The following is a 16,617-nucleotide window of genomic DNA, read 5'->3' as shown; positions in this document are numbered from 1 at the left end:
CGCCCCGCACAGCCCCGGCGGGGCGGCGGTCTCCCTCACCGGCGTCACGGTCCCCGGCCGGCTGCGGGACGTCTCGCTGACGGCGGCGGGCGGGGAGATCGTCGGGCTGGCCGGGCTCCAGGGCGCCGGCCACCTCGCCGTCCTCGACGCCGTGTGCGGCCGCGCCCGGCCGTCGTCGGGGTCCGTGCGGCTGCCCGGCGGGCAGGCGCCCCGGTCGGCGCGGCACGCCGTCACCTCGGGCGTCGCCTTCGTCTCCGGCGACCGCAAGGGCCGCGGCCTGATGCTCGACAAGGCGCTGTGGGAGAACGTCACGGCGGTGAGCTGGCTCGGGCAGGGGCGCGGCGGGTTCCTGCCGCGCCGCTCCCGCCTCGTCGACCGGTCGTGCGGCCACCTGGAGCGGCTGCGCGTCCGCGGCGACGTGCGCGCCGGCGCGGGCGACCTGTCGGGCGGGAACCAGCAGAAGGTCGTCCTCGCCAAGTGGCTGGACGCCGCCCCGTCCGTCCTGGCGCTGGACGACCCGACGCGCGGGGTCGACGTCGGCGCCCGCGCCGAGCTGCACGGCATCGTCCGCGGGCTGGCCGCCGAGGGGAAGGTCGTGCTGATCGCGTCGTCGGACCTCGCCGAGCTGGTCGAGCTGTGCCACCGGGTCGTGGTGTTCCAGCACGGGCGCGTCGTCGGGTCGCTGGCCGGGGGGCGGCTCACCGAGCCCGCGCTCAGCCTCGCCATGAACGCGGGCTTCGCCGCCCCCGCGCGCTGACCCGCGTCAGGCGAGGTGCGCGATGACGGGCGCGAACGCGTCCATCGCCGTGTCGGGCACCTGGTAATAGCTGAAGCCGAAGCGGTCGCGGCGGGCGAGCATCTGCTCGGCGATGTGCTCGGGCGGCCCGACGAACTGCGACGGCATCTCCAGCACCAGGCCGGTGGACGCGGTGCCCCAGCCGCGCATCACCGCGACCTTCGCGGCGGCGCCGCGCGGATCGGGGCCGAACGTGGGCGTGACCACCATGCTCAGCTCGACGTCGCGGCCCGCGGCGGCCTCCCGGACCCAGCCGACCTTGCGCTCGACGGTCTCCGGGAGCCGCTCGGTGATCTCCTCGGAGATCGTCCCGTCGGGGAGGGCGCGGGGCAGGATCCCGACGGTGTCGGCGAGCCGCCCGGCGATGCCGAGCATCCGCCGGCTGCCCGCGCCGACCACGAGGGGCGGGCATCGCTCCGGACGCGGGAACACCTCCAGGCCGTCGATCCGGTAGTGCTCGCCGGCGAAGGTCGTCCTGTCGCCGGACAGCAGGCTCCGCAGGATCCGCAGCGACTCCTCCAGCCGGCCGACCCGCGTGCCCGCGGCGTCGAAGGGCATCCCGGCCGCCTCGTACTCCTCGCGGAGCCAGCCCGCGCCGAGACCCAGCTCGAAACGGCCGCCCGACAGGTGGTCGAGCGTCGCGGCCTCCTTGGCGAGCATCACCGGGTGCCGGTAGTCGTTGGAGAGCACCATCGTGCCGACCCGCAGCGTGCTCGTCGCGGCCGCGGCCGACGCCAGCGCGACCATCGGGGCGAGCTGGTCGCCGAACGGCTCGGCCACGAAGTGGTCGCGCAGGACCAGCGCGGAGTATCCGAGGTCCTCGGCGCGCCGCGCCGTCGCGAGCAGCTGCGCACCGGAGCGGATCGACTCGCCGACCACGCCGAACCGGAACGCGCGGCGGGCCGGGCCGGTGTCCGTCCGGTCCTTGCGGGCTTCGTCCATGAGCCGAGGATGCCGTGCACGTGGACCGTTCCGCTGGCGGGAAAACGACACAGGGCTCGACTTGGTCAACAAATGGCCCCGGGACTGGTGCCGGCGGTTCGAAGATCGCAATATTGCGGGGGCGAGAATCGCCCCGGCCGCTCGTTCCCCCGGCCCATGGAGGTCATCCGTGAGTGATACGTCCCCCGCCTCTCCACCCCCGCCCAGATCGTCCCTCGCACGGAAGGCGGTGGCGGGCGTCCTGCTGGTCGTCCCCTTCGCCGTCTACCTCGCCGTGCCGACCTACGCCAAGGACGGCCCGCACGTGGCGGGCTTCCCGTTCTTCTACTGGTGGCAGCTGCTGTGGGTGGTGCTCACCGCCGTGTGCATCGGCGGCGCCCACCTGCTGACCCGGAAGCGGGGTGCGGCGAAGTGAAGGACGTCAACGACGTCGAGCTGACCATCTTCATCGTCTTCTTCGCGGTGGTGACGGTGGTCGGCTTCGCGGCCGCGCGCTGGCGGCGCGGCCAGACCATCATGCACCTCGACGAGTGGGGCCTCGGCGGACGCAGCTTCGGCACGTTCGTCACCTGGTTCCTGCTCGGCGGCGACCTCTACAGCGCCTACACGTTCATCGCCGTGCCGTCCGCGGTGTTCGCGGGCGGCGCGATGGGCTTCTGGTCGGTGCCCTACGGTGCGATCGCCTACCCGATCGTGTTCCTGATCGGCCCGCGGCTGTGGTCGGTCGCGCAGCGGCACGGCTACGTGACCGCCGCCGACTTCGTCCGCGGCCGGTACGGCTCGCGGTCGCTGGGGCTCGCGATCGCCCTCACCGGCATCCTGGCGATGATGCCGTACATCGCGCTGCAGCTCGTCGGCATCCAGGCCGTCCTGACGGTGATGGGCGTCTCCGGGTCCGGCTGGGCGAAGGACCTGCCCCTGTTCATCGCGTTCGCGCTGCTGGCCGCCTACACCTACACCTCGGGGCTGCGGGCGCCGGCGCTGATCTCGTTCGTCAAGGACGCGCTGATCTACATCGTGATCATCGTCGCGATCGTCTACATCCCCACCAAGCTCGGCGGCTGGGACGGCATCTTCGACAAGTCCGCCGCCGCCCTCGCCAAGCCGAACCCGGCGACCGGCAAGCCCGCCGGCTCGCTGTTCACCAGCGACATGACGCACTGGGCGTACGGGACGCTGGCGCTCGGCTCGTCGCTCGCGCTGTTCATCTACCCGCACAGCGTGACCGGCGCGCTCGCCGCCGGGCGCCGCGACGTGATCCGGCGGAACGCGGCGCTGCTGCCCGCGTACTCGCTGCTGCTCGGGCTGCTCGCGCTGCTCGGCTACATGGCGCTCGCCCACCCCGGCGTCGTCGCCGCCGTCAAGCACGCCGGCAACCCGCAGCTGGCGGTGCCGGAGCTGTTCGACCAGGTGTTCCCGGACTGGTTCACCGGCGTCGCGTTCGCCGCGATCGGGGTCGGCGCGCTGGTGCCCGCCGCGATCATGTCGATCGCCGCGTCCAACCTGTTCACCCGCAACGTCTACACCTCCTTCATCCGGCCGGACGCGACCCCCGAGGAGGAGACCCGGGTGTCGCAGCTGGTGTCGCTGCTGGTGAAGCTCGGCGCGCTGGTGTTCGTGCTCGGCTTCGACAAGTCGCTGGCGATCAACCTGCAGCTGCTCGGCGGCATCTGGGTGGTGCAGACGTTCCCCGCCATCGGCATCGGCCTGTACACGCGGTGGCTGGACCGCTGGGGCCTGCTCGCCGGCTGGGCCGCGGGCATGGCGTACGGCACGTACACCGCCTACGACCAGGCGTCGCCGACGCAGAGCCACTTCGGCTCGCCCCTCGCCGACATCCCGTTCATCGGCCACACCGGCTACATCGCGCTGACCGCGTTCGTGCTCAACATGGTCGTCGCGGTCGTGGTCACGCTGGTCGTGCGGGCGCTGAAGGTCCCGGCCGGCCGGGACGAGACGAGCCCCGACGACTACACCGCCGACGCGGGCGACCGGCTGGCCGCGCCGGAGGACCCGGCGGGCGAGCTCACCGGCCAGTCCGCCTGACCAGCGGCCAGTCCGCCTGACCAGCGGCCAAAGGCCGTGCTGACCAGCGGCCCGAGGTCGCGCAGACCGGTGGGACGGGGCGAGCGGCTCGGTCGCCGTCCGTGCGGCGTAAGGGCGTCACCGACTGCCCCGATCCCACCGGTCCCTTCCAGACTGCGCCCCGCCCGCCGCGATCCGCAAGGCGGGCGGGGCGGGCGGGGGCGGGCTCAGCCGGCGGCGTCGACGCGCTGGGCCAGCACCTGCCCGGGCCAGTCGCCCACCTCGAACTCGGCGACCGTCGCGAACCCCTGGCTCCGGTAGTACCCGACGAGCCGCCCGTCGCCGCCGCCGTAGCAGTCGACGCGCAGCAGCCCGGCGCCGCGCGCCCGCGCCAGCCTCTTCGCCTCGGCGATCAGGGCGGCGCCGACGCCGTGGCCGGCGAACGCCCGGTCGGTGACCAGCAGCGTGATGTACAGCTCCGGCTCGTCGGCCGCGCCCACGTAGGACGGCGGGCGCGGCGCGACGGCCATGACCCCGGCGGGGCGGCCGCCGACCTCCGCCACCAGGATCTCGTCGTCGCGGGCGATGCCGGTGATGCGCTCGACCCGGCGCGGGTCGCGCGACCACGGCTCGGCGCCCCACTGGCCCGTCCGCCCGTTGCTCGCCAGCCAGGCGACGGCGCCGTCCAGCATCGCCATGATCACGGGTACGTCGTCCGGCCCGCCGCTGCGGATCTCCATCGCGGCACCTCCCACCCGTGATCATCGCATCAGCGCGGCACCGGGCGGCGCTCCTCTCCGGTCTTCTCGGAACGCTCCAGCTCGCCGCCGGCGAACAGCCGCGCGAGCGGCCCGCCCCGCGGCGCCGGTACCGCCGTCCTCGTCCGGAGCCGCTCCGCCGCCTCCGGGACGAGCGGGCGGGTCCGCTCGCTGAACCCGCCGGACGGGGCGCGGACGATGATCCCCGTCTCGACGCCGTGCTCCAGGAGCAGCCGGTCGCGGCGCTGGAGGCCGAGGCACAGCCGCCGTGTCACCGCGAACGCCAGCACCGGCCCGGCCAGGAGCGTGACGCGGAAGAACCAGGTGGTCGCGAACAGGGACACCTCGAACCGGTCGGCGATGACGTCGTTGCCCGCCGCCGCCCACAGCACGCCGTAGAACACGATGCCCGCGGCGCCCAGGCCCGTCCGCGTGGCGGCGTCGCGCGGACGGTCGAGCACATGATGGATCGCCGTGTCGCCCGTCGCGCGCCGCTCGATGAAGGGGTAGAGCGCGAGCAGCGTGAAGAACACGGTGATGACCAGGAGCGGGACGAGGATGCCGAACGACAGCGTGTGCCCGGCGACGGTGACGTCCCAGCCCGGCATCAGCCGCAGCGCGCCGTCGCCGAACGCCAGGTACCAGTCGGGCTGCGACCCCGCGCTGATCGCGGTGGGGGAGTAGGGGCCGTACTGCCAGACCGGGTTGATCTGCAGGAAGGCCGCCAGCAGCACGGTCACCCCGGCGGTGAACAGGACGAACGCCGTGGTCTTGGCCATGAAGACCGGGTAGAACGGCTTGCCCTCGACGGTCCGCTCGGTGCTGCGGCCGCGCCGGAAGTCGGTGTGCTTCTGCACCCACGGCAGCACGATCGCGTGCAGCGGCACGAGCGCCGCCATCAGGCCCGGCACCAGCAGCACGTGCACGACGTAGAGCCTCGGGATGAGGTCGGTGCCGGGGAACTGGCCGCCGAGCAGGAAGAACGCGAGGTAGCTGCCGACGAGCGGGATCGCCTGCGCGGCGCCGAGCACCAGCCGCAGCCCGGTGCCGGACAGCAGGTCGTCGGGCAGCGAGTAGCCGGTGAACCCGTTGGCCATCGCCAGCGTGAACAGCACGATGCCGAGCAGCCAGTTCAGCTCGCGGGGCTTGCGGAACGCGCCGGTGAAGAACACCCGGAGCATGTGCGCCAGGATCGCGGCGATGAAGATCAGCGCGGACCAGTGGTGCACCTGCCGCACGAGCAGGCCGCCGCGCACGTCCATGCTGATGTGCAGCGTCGAGGCGTACGCCTCGCTCATCTCGACGCCGCGGAGCGGGACGTAGGAGCCGTGGTAGACGACCTCGCCCATGCTCGGCTTGAAGAAGAACGTCAGGAAGACGCCGGAGGCGAGCAGGACGAGGAAGGAGTAGAGGGCGATCTCGCCGATGAGGAAGGACCAGTGCTCGGGGAACGCCTTGCGGGCGGCGCGGCGGGCGAACCCGGTGGTGCCGAGCCGGTCGTCGAGGGCGTTCAGGGCTTGTTCGGCCGTCGAAGCGCGCCGTTCGGTCAGGGACATGCGCCACTCCCGTGGGGGTCGGTCGCCGGTGACCTGTACGACCGAACGTAGTACGACGCACTGTAGTTCTACAAGAGGTAGTACTACGGGAGGTGGCTCCAGTGGGTGACGTGCCCGGGACCCCGGGCGGTCAGGAGGCGATGAACGCCTGCGCCCGGCGGAACAGCCCGAGCGTGATGGCGTGCAGCATGTCGCCGGTCTCCTTCGGCGCCTTCCCCGCGAACGCCCGTGCGTGCGTGCCCTCCAGGACGATGCCGAGCTTGAAGCAGGCGAGCACCGCGTACCACGTGATGGACGCCAGGTCGCGGCCGGCGACCGCGCCCGCGCGCTCGGCGTAGGCGGCGACCAGCTCGTCCGTCGACGGCAGGCCCCCGGCCGCGCCCAGCGGCCCGGCCAGCTGCGCGCTCTCGTCGCCGTGCTGCGGCCAGGTCGCCAGCAGCCAGCCGAGGTCGAGCAGCGGGTCGCCGATCGTGCACATCTCCCAGTCGACGATCGCCGCGACCTCGGGGCCGTCGAAGGAGTACATCAGGTTGGCCAGGTGGTAGTCGCCGTGCAGGATGCCCGGCCGCCACGTCGCGGGACGGCCCTCCTCCAGCCAGCGCGCCACGTCGTCCAGGCCCGGGATGTCCGGTCCGGGGTAGCCGTCGAGCGCGCCGTAGGAGTCGAGTTCGGAGAGCCAGCGGCTCACCTGCCGCTCCAGGAAGCCCTCGGGCTTGCCGAAGTCCGCCAGCCCGACCGCCTCGTGGTCGACCGCGCCGAGCGCGGACAGCGCGCGCGCCGCGTTCAGGCCCATCGCGTGCCGGACGGACGCGTCGCCGGCGTGCGGGTCCGGCAGGGCCACCGAGGCGTTGAAGCCCTCGACCGGCGTCATCAGGTAGAACACGGCGCCGTTCATGACCGACTCGTCCGGGCAGGCGGCGATCACGCGGGGCGCGGGCACGTCGGTGCCGTCCAGCGCGGCGAGCACGCGCGCCTCGCGGCGCAGCACGTCGTTGGTCCGGGCGCGCAGGTGCGCGGGTCCGCGCCGCAGCACGTAGTCCCGGCCGCCGCGGTGGAAGCGGACCAGCGTGTTCTGCGTCCCGCCGGTGAGCGGCTCGACCTTCTCGAACGGGCCGTCCGGCAGGCCCTGCCCGTCCATCCACGCGGCCAGGACGGCGAAGTCCACGAGCGCGGGGTCGATCTGCTCAGGCTGCACGGCGGTTCCCTTCGGGTACGGCGGTCTACCGGAGAGTAACAGTCATGCACTTGCATTATTCATTGAGGTGGCTCGATTATTCACGGGACGGAGCGCACCGACCGCAGGAGGCTCGCCATGGCCTGGGACTTCGAGACCGACCCCGCCTACCAGGAACTTCTCGACTGGGCGGACGCGTTCGTCCGCGACGAGGTCGAACCCCTCGACCTGGTGCTGGGCGACCCCTACGACAAGTCCGACCCCCGCTACAAGACGATGGTGCGGCCTTTGCAGGACCAGGTCCGCGAGAAGGGCCTGTGGGCGTGCCACCTCGGCCCCGAGCTCGGCGGCCAGGGCTACGGGCAGGTGAAGCTCGCGCTGCTGAACGAGATCCTCGGACGGTCCCGGTGGGCGCCGTCGGTGTTCGGCTGCCAGGCGCCCGACTCCGGCAACGCCGAGATCATCGCCCATTTCGGCACGCCCGAGCAGAAGGAGCGGTACCTGCGGCCGCTGCTGGACGGCGAGATCTCCTCGTCCTACTCGATGACCGAGCCGCACGGCGGCGCCGACCCGACCCTGTTCACCACGCGCGCCGTCCGCGACGGCGACGGCTGGGTCATCAACGGCGAGAAGTGGTTCTCCTCCAACGCGCGGCACGCCGAGTTCCTGATCGTCATGGCGGTGTCGAACCCCGACGTGTCCGCCTACGAGGGCATGTCGATGTTCATCGTCCCCGCCGACACGCCCGGGCTGACCACCGTCCGCAACGTCGGCGTCGGCGGCGAGCGCGAGGGCTCGCACGGCTACCTGCGCTACGAGAACGTCCGCGTCCCGGCCGAGAACCTGCTCGGCGACGAGGGCGGCGCGTTCGTCATCGCGCAGACCCGCCTCGGCGGCGGCCGCATCCACCACGCCATGCGCACGATCGCGCAGGTCCGCAAGGCGTTCGACATGATGTGCGAGCGCGCCGTGTCCCGGCAGACCCGGTTCGGGCCGCTGGCGAAGATGCAGATGACCCAGGAGAAGATCGCCGACAGCTGGATCGAGATCGAGCAGTTCCGGCTGCTGGTCCTGCGCACCGCCTGGCTGATCGACAAGCACAAGGACTACAAGAAGGTCCGCAAGGACATCGCCGCGGTCAAGGCCACGATGCCGAAGGTGTACCACGACGTGGCGCAGCGCGCGATGCACCTGCACGGTGCCCTCGGCGTGTCGAACGAGATGCCGTTCGCCGCCATGATGATGGGCGCGCAGGCGATGGCCATCGCCGACGGCCCCACCGAGGTCCACAAGATCACCGTGGCGCGGCAACTGCTGCGCGACGTCGAGCCCGTCGAGGGCCTGTGGCCGTCCGGCCACCTGCCGACCCGCCGCGAGGCGGCCCGCGCCCGCTTCGCCGACGCCCTGGAACACGCTATAGGTAACGAATGAACGAGACGCGGGAGCGGCTGCTGGACGCGGCCGAGCGGCTCTACGCCGAGCGCGGGATCGACGCCGTCAGCCTGCGCGAGATCGTGCAGGCCGCGGGCGCCCGCAACGCCACGGCCGTGCAGTACCACTTCGGCGACCGGGCGGGGATCGTACGCGCGATCTTCGCCCGGCACGCCCCGGAGATCGAGGCGCGCCGGCACGCCCTGCTCGACGCCTACGAGGCCGACGGCGGCACGGGCGGCCGCGCGCTCGCCGCCGCGCTCGTCCGGCCCATGGCGGCCCGCCTCGGCGACGCGTCGGGCCGCGCGTTCCTGCAGATCTGGGCGGACGTGGTGAACCGGCCGCGCCCGCTGCTCCCGCTCGCCGTCCCCGACGATCCGCCGGAGCCGGGCGCGGCCGGGGGAGCGGCGCAGCCGCCGAAGACCGACAGCCTGTGCCGGTGGCGGGACCTCGTGGAACCCGTCCTGGAGGAGGACGCGGCGCGGCTGCACCGCCGGTTCACCGCGATCCTCTACGCCGCGACGGAGCTGGCCCGGCGCGCGCGCTCGGGGCCGCGCACCGACGACCGGCTGTTCACCAGCTACCTGGTCGACGTCGTCGCCGCGATCCTCGGCGCGCCCGTCTCCGAGGAGACGCGCCGCCTCGCCGACGAGCGCGACGCCGCCCGCCGCTGACCTCCCCGCCCGCCGCCGACCTCCCCGCCCGCCGCTGACCTCCGCCGACCTCCCATTCGTCCAAGACCGGCGGGGGAGGCGCGGCGGAGACTGGGCATGTCACCAGGCGACCGAGGAGGACGACATGACCAGCGAGATCCGGCGGACCTTCTACCCGCTGATCGCCACCGCCGACCCGGACAAGTCGATGGAGTGGCTGGAGAAGGCGTTCGGGTTCGTCCCGCACAACGTGTACCGGGACGACTCCGGAAAGATCGTCCACGCCGAGATGGGGTACGACACCGGGCTCTTCATGTTCGGCGCCGGCGTGCAGGTCAAGGCGGCCGTGTACGTGGCGATCGACGACCCCGACGCGCACCACGACCGCGCCAAGGCCGCCGGCGCCGAGATCTTCCGCGAGCTCGCCGACACCGACTACGGCTCGCGCGACTACGCCGCCCGCGACCTGGACGGCAACGAGTGGTACTTCGGCACGTACCGCCCCTGACGCCGGAAATGGCCGCGACCGTCCCCGTACCCCGGTGCTACGGTGCGGGGGCCGGCCGCGGGACTTCGGTGCGACTTCCGGAACCCGCCCTGTAAAGCGATGATTCGCAGCTCGCGCTCCCCTTCCCCGGCCGGCACCCCCGTTCCTGGACCCAGCCCCCGGCCGACGTTGGATCACGATGAGCGAGACGTTCGCGGACCTGATCGCCTGCGAGGACGCGCTGATGTTCGTCAACGCCGCGATCACCTCCACCGGCCAGCGGGAGTTCCACCACGCCCCCGGCGACCAGCGCCTCTCCCTGGGGTTCCTGCACGACTACACCCTGGAGAACTACCGGGAGGTCTATGCCGCGGCGCTCGCGCTCGACGTCAACGACCACAACGCCGCGATCATCATCCGCAACCTGCTGGTGCGGTCGGCCGACGTCGACGCGGAGCGGCGCCGCCTGGAGGGCCGGCTGATCGCGCGGCGGCTCGAGCTGATGCCGCGGCAGCGGGTGTACCGGCTGTTCCGCGAGCTGCGCCGGCTGAAGGTCAACAACCGGCGTACGCGCGCGATCATCCGCGGCTGGCTGGAGGCCCGCGCCGACCCGGCGTTCGACGCCGTGAAGTACCGCAACGGCGTCAAGACCGCCGTCCGGCACGCGCACGTCCAGCCGGGCGGCGAGCTCCGCGGCTTCCTGTTCGACCCGCTCGCGGCGAAGTCCTACGAGACGCCGATCCTCGAGCAGTGGCGGCGCGCGCACTACGAGAAGGGCGCGCTGTACGAGCTGCCCTACACCGTCGCCGAAGGGTTCGCGGCCAAGCACCGCGTCCCGCGCGAGGTGTTCCTGGAGCGCATCGCGCCCCGCATGACCAGGCTGGAGCGGCTGCGCCTGCAGGAGAACGCCCGGGAGGCCGGTGCCGTGGCCGTGGCGGCGAACCTGACCGCGATGCCGCTGACCCGGCTCGCGTCCTACGTGCTCGCGCTCCCGCTCGACGACCGCGCGGCGCGCCGCGCCGAGCTGACCGGGGCGCTGCGCGCCGCCGCGCGCCGCGTCGCCGGCGCCGCACGCGGGTCGTGGGGCCGCGTCGCGGCGGTGCTGGACGACAGCCACTCCTCGACCGGCTCCGGGCAGAAGCGCCGCCGGCCGCTCGCGGTCGCGCTCGCCGCGCACCACCTGCTGGAGGCGCTCGCCAAGGAGTACACGCCGCTGTGGACGTCGGGCCGCACCGACGAGCTGCTCGTGTACCCGTTCGGCCCGACGCCGCTGGGGGAGCGGATCATCGACGCGCTGGAGACGCGGCCCGACCGGCTCGTCATCGTCTCCGACGGCTTCGACAACGCGCCGCCCGGCCTCGCCGCCGACGTCCTGCGGATCTGGCGGACGCGCCTCGACCCCGGGCACCGGCTCGCGCCCGGGCAGCGCGTCCTGATCGCCCACCTCAACCCGGTGTACGACGCGGACGACTTCGACGTGCGCCGGCTGTCGCCCGGCGTGCCGACCGCGGGCATCCGCGACGCCGAGGACCTGCCGACGCTCGTCGAGCTGGCCCGTTTCGCGGAGCGGCAGGTCGGCCTGGCGGGCCTGCGCGCCCACCTGGACGACCGCACCGCCCGGTTCCTGGGGGAGCGCGCATGAGCTTCGAGCTGGAAGGACTGGAGACCCGGCCCGCGCAGGCGTGGGGGTCCGTGCGGCTCGTCCCGCTCGTCCGGGACGAGCCCGTCCCGCACCTGCGGCTGCACCGGAAGGCCTACGAGGAGCCGGTGTCGGTCGTCGACGTCGGCGACGGGACCGCTTACGTGTCGTTCGTCCCGCACGCGTTCGTGGCGACATGGAACGACGGCGACCAGGCGCCGGCCGCCTCCTACGGGACGCGCCTGCTGGAGCGCGACACCGCGGTCGCATCCCCGCGCATGCCCGTCCGGTTCACCCGGCGCATGGCGCGCAAGGCCGGGAAGGACCGCCTGCGGTTCCTGCCCCTGCACCTGGCCGTCGAGGGCTACCTCGCGCTGCACTTCGGCGGCCCGGAGATCCTCTGGGAGGAGTGGTCGCGGCGGGCCGTGGCGCGCGGACTGTCGCCGCGCTGCGAGGAGAGCTACCTCGGCCTGCGGGTCCACGGCCTGGAGGACGCGCTGCGGATCTTCGAGATCCACCCAGGGCAGTGCGGCGTGCTCGTCTACGTGGCCGACGCGCTGGCCAGCGCGTTCGTCACGCCGCATCCCGACGACTACCGCACCCTGCACGCGACCCTGGTCGAGGACCTGTTCGGCGAGCTGATCTACACTTACGGGCTGCTCGGCGCCCCGGCCGGCGACCTGTCGGCGGGGATCGACGGCGCCGGGATCACCTCGCTCCACGACCTGCGCGCCGCCGCGGCCCGCCGCCGGGAGGAATGGGCCGCCTTCCACGACGAGGTCATGGCCGGCGACCTGTTCGACGAGGACGGCTCACGCCAGACCGTGCAGCATCTGCACGGCTTCGAGCTGGCGCGGTTCCTGCCGTCGTTCGGGCTCCGCAAGGAGAACCACATCGGTGAGACGATCACCGGCGCGGACGGCCGGATCGCCTACCTGAAGACGTACCGGCTCTCGGACTCGCAGGTGCGGCGCGGGCACCTGCTGACGCGCCTGGCCGCGCACGAGTGGCGGCTGGACGCGACCGCCGCCGCGCTGGGCGTCACCGAGGCCGCTCTCGCGCTGCGGCTGGAGCGGGCGGGCTTCGGTCACCTGCTGCGGCAGGACGTCCTCGACCACTACCGGGCCCAGGCGAGGCGCGGAACGCCCGCCTGAGCCCCGCTTTCGCGAGCGGCGGGCCGCGTCAGCGCAGGCCGGGGCGTCAGCGCAGGCCCGCGAACAGGTCGTCCTCATGGTCGGGGGCGGCGTCGACGCGGTTGAACTGCCGGATGAACGTCTCATTCGAGAAGGCCATGTGCTGGACCTCCTCGGGCAGCCGCAGGAAGAAGATGTTCTCGCCCTGGCTCGCGTGCGCCTCCAGCGCCTTCACCTTGCGGGCCGCGTAGGGCGCGACGTCCACCACGCTGGTGATCATCTCGTCCGGGACGCCGAAGTCGTCCGGCGGCTCGAAGCCCAGGTCCACGCCCGCCGACTTCGCGAACTCGAACATCTGCGCGATGCCGGACCGGGGGATCGCCGTGTAGTACAGCTTGTCGGGGATGCCGGTCTTCTCGGTGGCCGCGACGGCGATGCGGTGCGCCTGGATGTGGTCGGGGTGCCCGTAGCCGCCGTTCTCGTCATAGGTGACGACGACTTGCGGCCTGTACCGCTCCATCAGCTCGGCCAGCCGCCCGGCGGACTCCTCCAGCGGCACGTTCGCGAACGCACGCGGGTCCTCGTTGGTGGACCAGCCCTCCATGCCGGAGTCGCGGTAGCCGAGCAGCTCCAGGTGCTCGACGGCCAGGATCCCGGCGGACTCGCGCACCTCGGCCAGCCGCCGCTGCGCGACCTCCTCCGCGTCGTGGCCCGGCTCGCCCGGCTTCACGCCGCCGGAGTCGTCGCCCTGCTCGCCGTTGGTGCAGGTGACCAGCACGGTCCGGATCCCCTCGGCGGCGCAGCGCGCGAGCAGCCCGCCGGTGCTGAGGACCTCGTCGTCCGGGTGGGCGTGGACCGCCATCAGGGTGAGTTCGTGCTCCATTGCTCCGGGACTCCTCGGGGGCGCTCGTCCGACCCGATCAACCCTACGTGGCCGCGGGTGAAGCAGATCACGTCTGCGACGTGGCCTCGGTCACCGACAGGTCGTCGAGCGACACCCGGTGGGCCGGCGGGTCGAACGGGAACAGGGACGTCGCGACCGCGCCGTCCACGACGAGCAGCTCGCCGGGGTCGAGGAGCCGCCAGCCGGGCGCGCCGTCCATCCGCTCGCTGGCGAGGACGTGCGCGGGCGCCGCCTCGCGGTGCGCCGACACGTGCACCCGACCGGGTTCCCGGCCGGCCTCCAGGCGGCGGGTCGCTTCCTCCTCGCCGAGCTCCTGCTTCAGCACCCACAGCTCGTGGGTGTCGGGGTAGCGCAGCGCCCACAGCCGACCCGACTCGGCGAGCAGCACGTTGAGCGCGAACACCGGCACCTCGGCGGCGATCCGCCGGACCGCGGCGATCAGCCCGGCGGTGGTGTCGCCGTGCCGCCGGATCTCCGCCGTGACGTAGGCGAAGACCAGCTCGGAGTCGGTCTGCCCGCGGACCTGCGCGCGGTCCACGTCGCTGAGCCAGGACCGGATCACGTCGAGGCCCCGGACCATCCCGTTGTGCGCGAACAGCCGGTCGTCCATGACGAACGGGTGCGAGTTGTGCACGTCCGGCCTGCCCGTCGAGGCGTACCGGACGTGCGACATGAACGTGTGGGAGACGACGTCGCGGGCCTCGGCGTTGAAGTCGGCGTCCTTGAACGCCGCGATGGGCGCCCGGTCGCGGACCGGCTCCTCGCTGAGCGAGAACCAGCCGAGCCCGGTTCCGTCGGGCATCCGGCGGCTCTGCGAGGACAGGCTGTCGGGGGCGTCCAGCAGCCAGAACGTGGCGTGCACGCGCGGCCCGCCGGTCGTCATCCCGAAGAGTCGGCACATGCCTGCACGGTGCCCGCGCCGCCGGGGCCGAACCGGTCCCGGCGGGTCAGGGATCGGTCATTCTTCGACCGGGTCCGCCGTCCGGGCCGCCGCGATCGACGCGACCCGGCCCCGCGCGCAGAACCAGCCGATCACCAGCGCGGCGATGATCACCGGGACGGCCAGCACGGTCTTGTGGCCCTCGCCGTCGTAGTCGAACCACATCAGCACGACGACCGCGGCGAGGAACGCCAGCGTGACGATCTCGGTGACCGGCGAGCCCGGCAGCCGGTAGGACGGCCGGGACAGCGCGCCCGTGCGGGTCCGGCGCACGAACAGCAGGTGCGAGATCATGATCATCGCCCAGGTGCCGAGGATGCCGATCGCCGCGAAGTTCAGCACGATCTCGAAGGCGTCCTTGGGGACCCACGCGTTCAGCCCGACGCCCAGCACGCAGATCGCCGTGGTCATCAGGATGCCGCCGTAGGGCACCTGCGACCGGCTCATCGCCATGGTGAACCGGGGCGCCGACCCGGAGGCGCCGAGGGAGCGCAGGATCCGGCCGGTGGAGTACAGCCCGGAGTTCAGGCTGGACAGCGCCGCGGTGAGCACGATGAGGTTCATCACGCCGCCGGCGGCGGGCACGCCGAGCTTGGACAGCACGGTGACGAAGGGGCTCTCGCCGTCCTTGTAGGCGCTCCACGGGAGCAGCATCGTGAGCAGCAGCACCGACCCCACGTAGAACACCAGGATCCGCCAGACGATCGAGTTGATCGCCTTCGGCATGACCTTCTCGGGGTTCTCGGTCTCCCCGGCGGCGACGCCGACCAGCTCGGTGGAGGCGTAGGCGAACACGACGCCCTGTACGACCACCAGCATCGGCAGCACGCCCTTGGGGAAGATGCCGCCGTGGTCGAAGATCGTCAGCGGTCCGGCGTCCTGCGCGCCGACCTTGTGGCCGGTGACGACGAGCACGATGCCGATGCACATGAACGCGACGAGCGCGCCCACCTTGACGATGGAGAACCAGAACTCCAGCTCGCCGAAGATGCGCACCGAGATGAGGTTGATCGTGACGACGACCGCGAGCGCGATCAGCGCGAGCACCCATTGCGGGACGCTCGTGAACGCCTTCCAGTAGTGGATGTAGAGCGCGATCGCCGTGATGTCGACGATGCCGGTCGTGGACCAGTTCAGGAAGTGCATCCAGCCCGCGACGAACGCGCCCTTCTCGCCCATGAACTCGCGCGAGTAGGAGACGAACGACCCCGACGACGGGCGGTGCAGGACCAGCTCGCCGAGCGCCCGCACCACCATGAACGAGAAGAACCCGCAGACCGCGTACGCGATGGCCAGGGACGGTCCGGCGCTGGCCAGCCGCCCGCCGGCGCCGAGGAACAGCCCGGTGCCGATCGCCCCGCCGATCGCGATCATGTTGACGTGGCGGGTCTTGAGGGACTTGCGGTAGCCGGCGTCGCCCGCGTCGACGTGCGACGCCGCGGCCGGTGCCGTCCTCAAATCCTGCTCGCTCACGCCTCGTTACCGCCTTTCCACGGGGTGTCGCCTCGATGGCCCGGTGCAGTTTCGGTCATGGATCCGAAACTGTCAAAACGCTGCCCAAAATGACCTTGATGTAACTTCCGTGTCCCATGCCGTAGGTTCTCGGGTATGGGGTCGCCGCTGGTGCTGCTGGACGTTGACGGGGTTCTCAATCCGTTCGAAAGGCCGCACCGGGGTTACCGCCGGCATCGCTGCTCGCCCAACGGCGTCACCTTCCGCCTGTGGCTGAACGCCGCGCACGGGCCGGCGCTGCTCGAGCTGGCCGAGGCCGCCGGCGCCGAGCTGGCCTGGGCGAGCTACTGGTGCGACAACGCCAACGAGTGGATCTCGCCCCGGGTCGGGCTGCCCCGGCTGCCGTTCGTCCCGATCCCGCGGTTCCCGGGCATCGAGGAGGGACGCACCCTCGGCGCGTGGAAGGCCCGGCACGTCGCGGCGTGGGTCGAGCGGCGCCCGTTCGTGTGGTTCGAGGACGAGCCGGACGCGACGGAGTGCATCGCCGCCGAGGAGGGCGTCGCCGACCACCTCCTCGTCGCCGTCGACCCGCTGGTGGGCCTCACCGACGACGATCTGGAGCGCGGCGCGGCGTGGCTGCGCGCCCTCGCCGGCTGATCGAACCGCCGGATGCCACATCGCCGGCGCACGACCGGCGGGCCGGCTCTTGTCAGGGGCCGCTTACGGG

Annotated in this window: 16 protein-coding genes; 9 read left to right on the top strand and 7 right to left on the bottom strand. The window is 72.6% G+C overall.

Features of this window, described 5'->3' with window-relative positions; all coding sequences use genetic code 11:
• The coding region (locus AB0C78_RS44965; protein WP_360760823.1) for an ATP-binding cassette domain-containing protein at positions 1 to 757 on the top strand (757 nt) is incomplete at its 5' end.
• A gap of 6 nt (positions 758 to 763) precedes the next feature.
• On the opposite strand, the gene AB0C78_RS44960 is transcribed toward AB0C78_RS44965, so the two are convergent.
• Positions 764 to 1,738, bottom strand: a complete 975-nt coding sequence (locus AB0C78_RS44960; RefSeq protein ID WP_360760821.1) for a TIGR03621 family F420-dependent LLM class oxidoreductase — start codon at positions 1,736 to 1,738, stop codon at positions 764 to 766.
• 169 nt (positions 1,739 to 1,907) lie between these two features.
• Here AB0C78_RS44960 and AB0C78_RS44955 point away from each other — a divergent pair, with 169 nt between their 5' ends.
• Entirely contained in the window at positions 1,908 to 2,153 is a 246-nt protein-coding gene (locus AB0C78_RS44955; protein ID WP_360760820.1) for a DUF3311 domain-containing protein, read from the top strand.
• Positions 2,150 to 3,784 (top strand): monocarboxylate uptake permease MctP, encoded by a 1,635-nt coding sequence (gene mctP / locus AB0C78_RS44950; protein WP_360760818.1) that lies wholly within the window; start codon positions 2,150 to 2,152, stop codon positions 3,782 to 3,784. The genes AB0C78_RS44955 and mctP overlap by 4 nt, the downstream gene beginning before the upstream one ends.
• A gap of 206 nt (positions 3,785 to 3,990) precedes the next feature.
• Here the strand turns inward: mctP and AB0C78_RS44945 are convergent, their stop codons facing one another.
• The 3 genes from AB0C78_RS44945 to AB0C78_RS44935 all read right to left on the bottom strand — a co-directional run bounded on the left by AB0C78_RS44945 (position 3,991) and on the right by AB0C78_RS44935 (position 7,272).
• Positions 3,991 to 4,503 carry a GNAT family N-acetyltransferase gene (locus tag AB0C78_RS44945; protein ID WP_360760816.1) on the bottom strand — a complete coding sequence of 171 codons (513 nt, stop codon included), beginning with the start codon at positions 4,501 to 4,503 and terminating at the stop codon, positions 3,991 to 3,993.
• A 29-nt stretch (positions 4,504 to 4,532) separates the two neighbouring features.
• Positions 4,533 to 6,077 (bottom strand): ubiquinol-cytochrome c reductase cytochrome b subunit, encoded by a 1,545-nt coding sequence (locus tag AB0C78_RS44940; RefSeq protein WP_360760814.1) that lies wholly within the window; start codon positions 6,075 to 6,077, stop codon positions 4,533 to 4,535.
• A gap of 130 nt (positions 6,078 to 6,207) precedes the next feature.
• Positions 6,208 to 7,272, bottom strand: a complete 1,065-nt coding sequence (locus tag AB0C78_RS44935) for a phosphotransferase family protein (protein WP_360760813.1) — start codon at positions 7,270 to 7,272, stop codon at positions 6,208 to 6,210.
• 117 nt (positions 7,273 to 7,389) lie between these two features.
• On the opposite strand from AB0C78_RS44935, the gene AB0C78_RS44930 reads away from it, so the two are divergent.
• From AB0C78_RS44930 to AB0C78_RS44910, 5 genes are all read left to right on the top strand, one after another.
• Positions 7,390 to 8,682, top strand: a complete 1,293-nt coding sequence (locus AB0C78_RS44930; protein WP_360760811.1) for an acyl-CoA dehydrogenase family protein — start codon at positions 7,390 to 7,392, stop codon at positions 8,680 to 8,682.
• The gene (locus AB0C78_RS44925; RefSeq protein WP_360760810.1) at positions 8,679 to 9,356 is read left to right on the top strand and encodes a helix-turn-helix domain-containing protein; all 678 of its coding nucleotides are present in this window, start codon (positions 8,679 to 8,681) and stop codon (positions 9,354 to 9,356) included. Before AB0C78_RS44930 ends, AB0C78_RS44925 begins: the two co-directional genes overlap by 4 nt.
• 124 nt (positions 9,357 to 9,480) lie before the next feature.
• Positions 9,481 to 9,843 (top strand): VOC family protein, encoded by a 363-nt coding sequence (locus AB0C78_RS44920; protein WP_360760808.1) that lies wholly within the window; start codon positions 9,481 to 9,483, stop codon positions 9,841 to 9,843.
• A 178-nt stretch (positions 9,844 to 10,021) separates the two neighbouring features.
• A complete protein-coding gene (locus tag AB0C78_RS44915; protein WP_360760807.1) occupies positions 10,022 to 11,464 on the top strand; it encodes a hypothetical protein in 1,443 nt (480 codons plus the stop codon).
• Positions 11,461 to 12,615, top strand: coding sequence for a hypothetical protein (locus tag AB0C78_RS44910; RefSeq protein WP_360760805.1), 1,155 nt, complete (start codon positions 11,461 to 11,463; stop codon positions 12,613 to 12,615). Before AB0C78_RS44915 ends, AB0C78_RS44910 begins: the two co-directional genes overlap by 4 nt.
• A gap of 46 nt (positions 12,616 to 12,661) precedes the next feature.
• Here the strand turns inward: AB0C78_RS44910 and AB0C78_RS44905 are convergent, their stop codons facing one another.
• The 3 genes from AB0C78_RS44905 to AB0C78_RS44895 form a co-directional block, all read right to left on the bottom strand.
• Positions 12,662 to 13,477, bottom strand: coding sequence for a PIG-L family deacetylase (locus tag AB0C78_RS44905; RefSeq protein ID WP_360760803.1), 816 nt, complete (start codon positions 13,475 to 13,477; stop codon positions 12,662 to 12,664).
• 67 nt (positions 13,478 to 13,544) lie between these two features.
• A complete protein-coding gene (locus tag AB0C78_RS44900) occupies positions 13,545 to 14,399 on the bottom strand; it encodes a class II glutamine amidotransferase (protein WP_360760801.1) in 855 nt (284 codons plus the stop codon).
• A 57-nt stretch (positions 14,400 to 14,456) separates the two neighbouring features.
• A complete protein-coding gene (locus tag AB0C78_RS44895; RefSeq protein ID WP_360760799.1) occupies positions 14,457 to 15,911 on the bottom strand; it encodes an amino acid permease in 1,455 nt (484 codons plus the stop codon).
• Positions 15,912 to 16,046: 135 nt separating this feature from the next.
• On the opposite strand from AB0C78_RS44895, the gene AB0C78_RS44890 reads away from it, so the two are divergent.
• Positions 16,047 to 16,547, top strand: coding sequence for an HAD domain-containing protein (locus tag AB0C78_RS44890; RefSeq protein WP_360760797.1), 501 nt, complete (start codon positions 16,047 to 16,049; stop codon positions 16,545 to 16,547).
• Positions 16,548 to 16,617: the final 70 nt, after the last annotated feature.

The sequence above is a fragment of the Actinomadura sp. NPDC048394 genome, assembly GCF_040651755.1.
Classification (GTDB): domain Bacteria; phylum Actinomycetota; class Actinomycetes; order Streptosporangiales; family Streptosporangiaceae; genus Spirillospora; species Spirillospora montaniterrae.
Note: the sequence above shows the minus strand (reverse complement) of the source record. Positions and strands in the feature narration are given on the sequence as shown.

Bases quoted from the DNA above. Each gene is read 5' to 3' on its own strand.
- AB0C78_RS44905 (WP_360760803.1), bottom strand. From the start codon at position 13,477: ATGGAGCACGAACTCACCCTGATGGCGGTCCACGCCCACCCGGACGAC.
- AB0C78_RS44945 (WP_360760816.1), bottom strand. From the start codon at position 4,503: ATGGAGATCCGCAGCGGCGGGCCGGACGACGTACCCGTGATCATGGCG.
- AB0C78_RS44960 (WP_360760821.1), bottom strand. From the start codon at position 1,738: ATGGACGAAGCCCGCAAGGACCGGACGGACACCGGCCCGGCCCGCCGC.
- AB0C78_RS44940 (WP_360760814.1), bottom strand. From the start codon at position 6,077: ATGTCCCTGACCGAACGGCGCGCTTCGACGGCCGAACAAGCCCTGAAC.
- AB0C78_RS44900 (WP_360760801.1), bottom strand. From the start codon at position 14,399: ATGTGCCGACTCTTCGGGATGACGACCGGCGGGCCGCGCGTGCACGCC.
- AB0C78_RS44925 (WP_360760810.1), top strand. From the start codon at position 8,679: ATGAACGAGACGCGGGAGCGGCTGCTGGACGCGGCCGAGCGGCTCTAC.
- AB0C78_RS44910 (WP_360760805.1), top strand. From the start codon at position 11,461: ATGAGCTTCGAGCTGGAAGGACTGGAGACCCGGCCCGCGCAGGCGTGG.
- AB0C78_RS44920 (WP_360760808.1), top strand. From the start codon at position 9,481: ATGACCAGCGAGATCCGGCGGACCTTCTACCCGCTGATCGCCACCGCC.
- AB0C78_RS44915 (WP_360760807.1), top strand. From the start codon at position 10,022: ATGAGCGAGACGTTCGCGGACCTGATCGCCTGCGAGGACGCGCTGATG.
- AB0C78_RS44930 (WP_360760811.1), top strand. From the start codon at position 7,390: ATGGCCTGGGACTTCGAGACCGACCCCGCCTACCAGGAACTTCTCGAC.
- AB0C78_RS44890 (WP_360760797.1), top strand. From the start codon at position 16,047: ATGGGGTCGCCGCTGGTGCTGCTGGACGTTGACGGGGTTCTCAATCCG.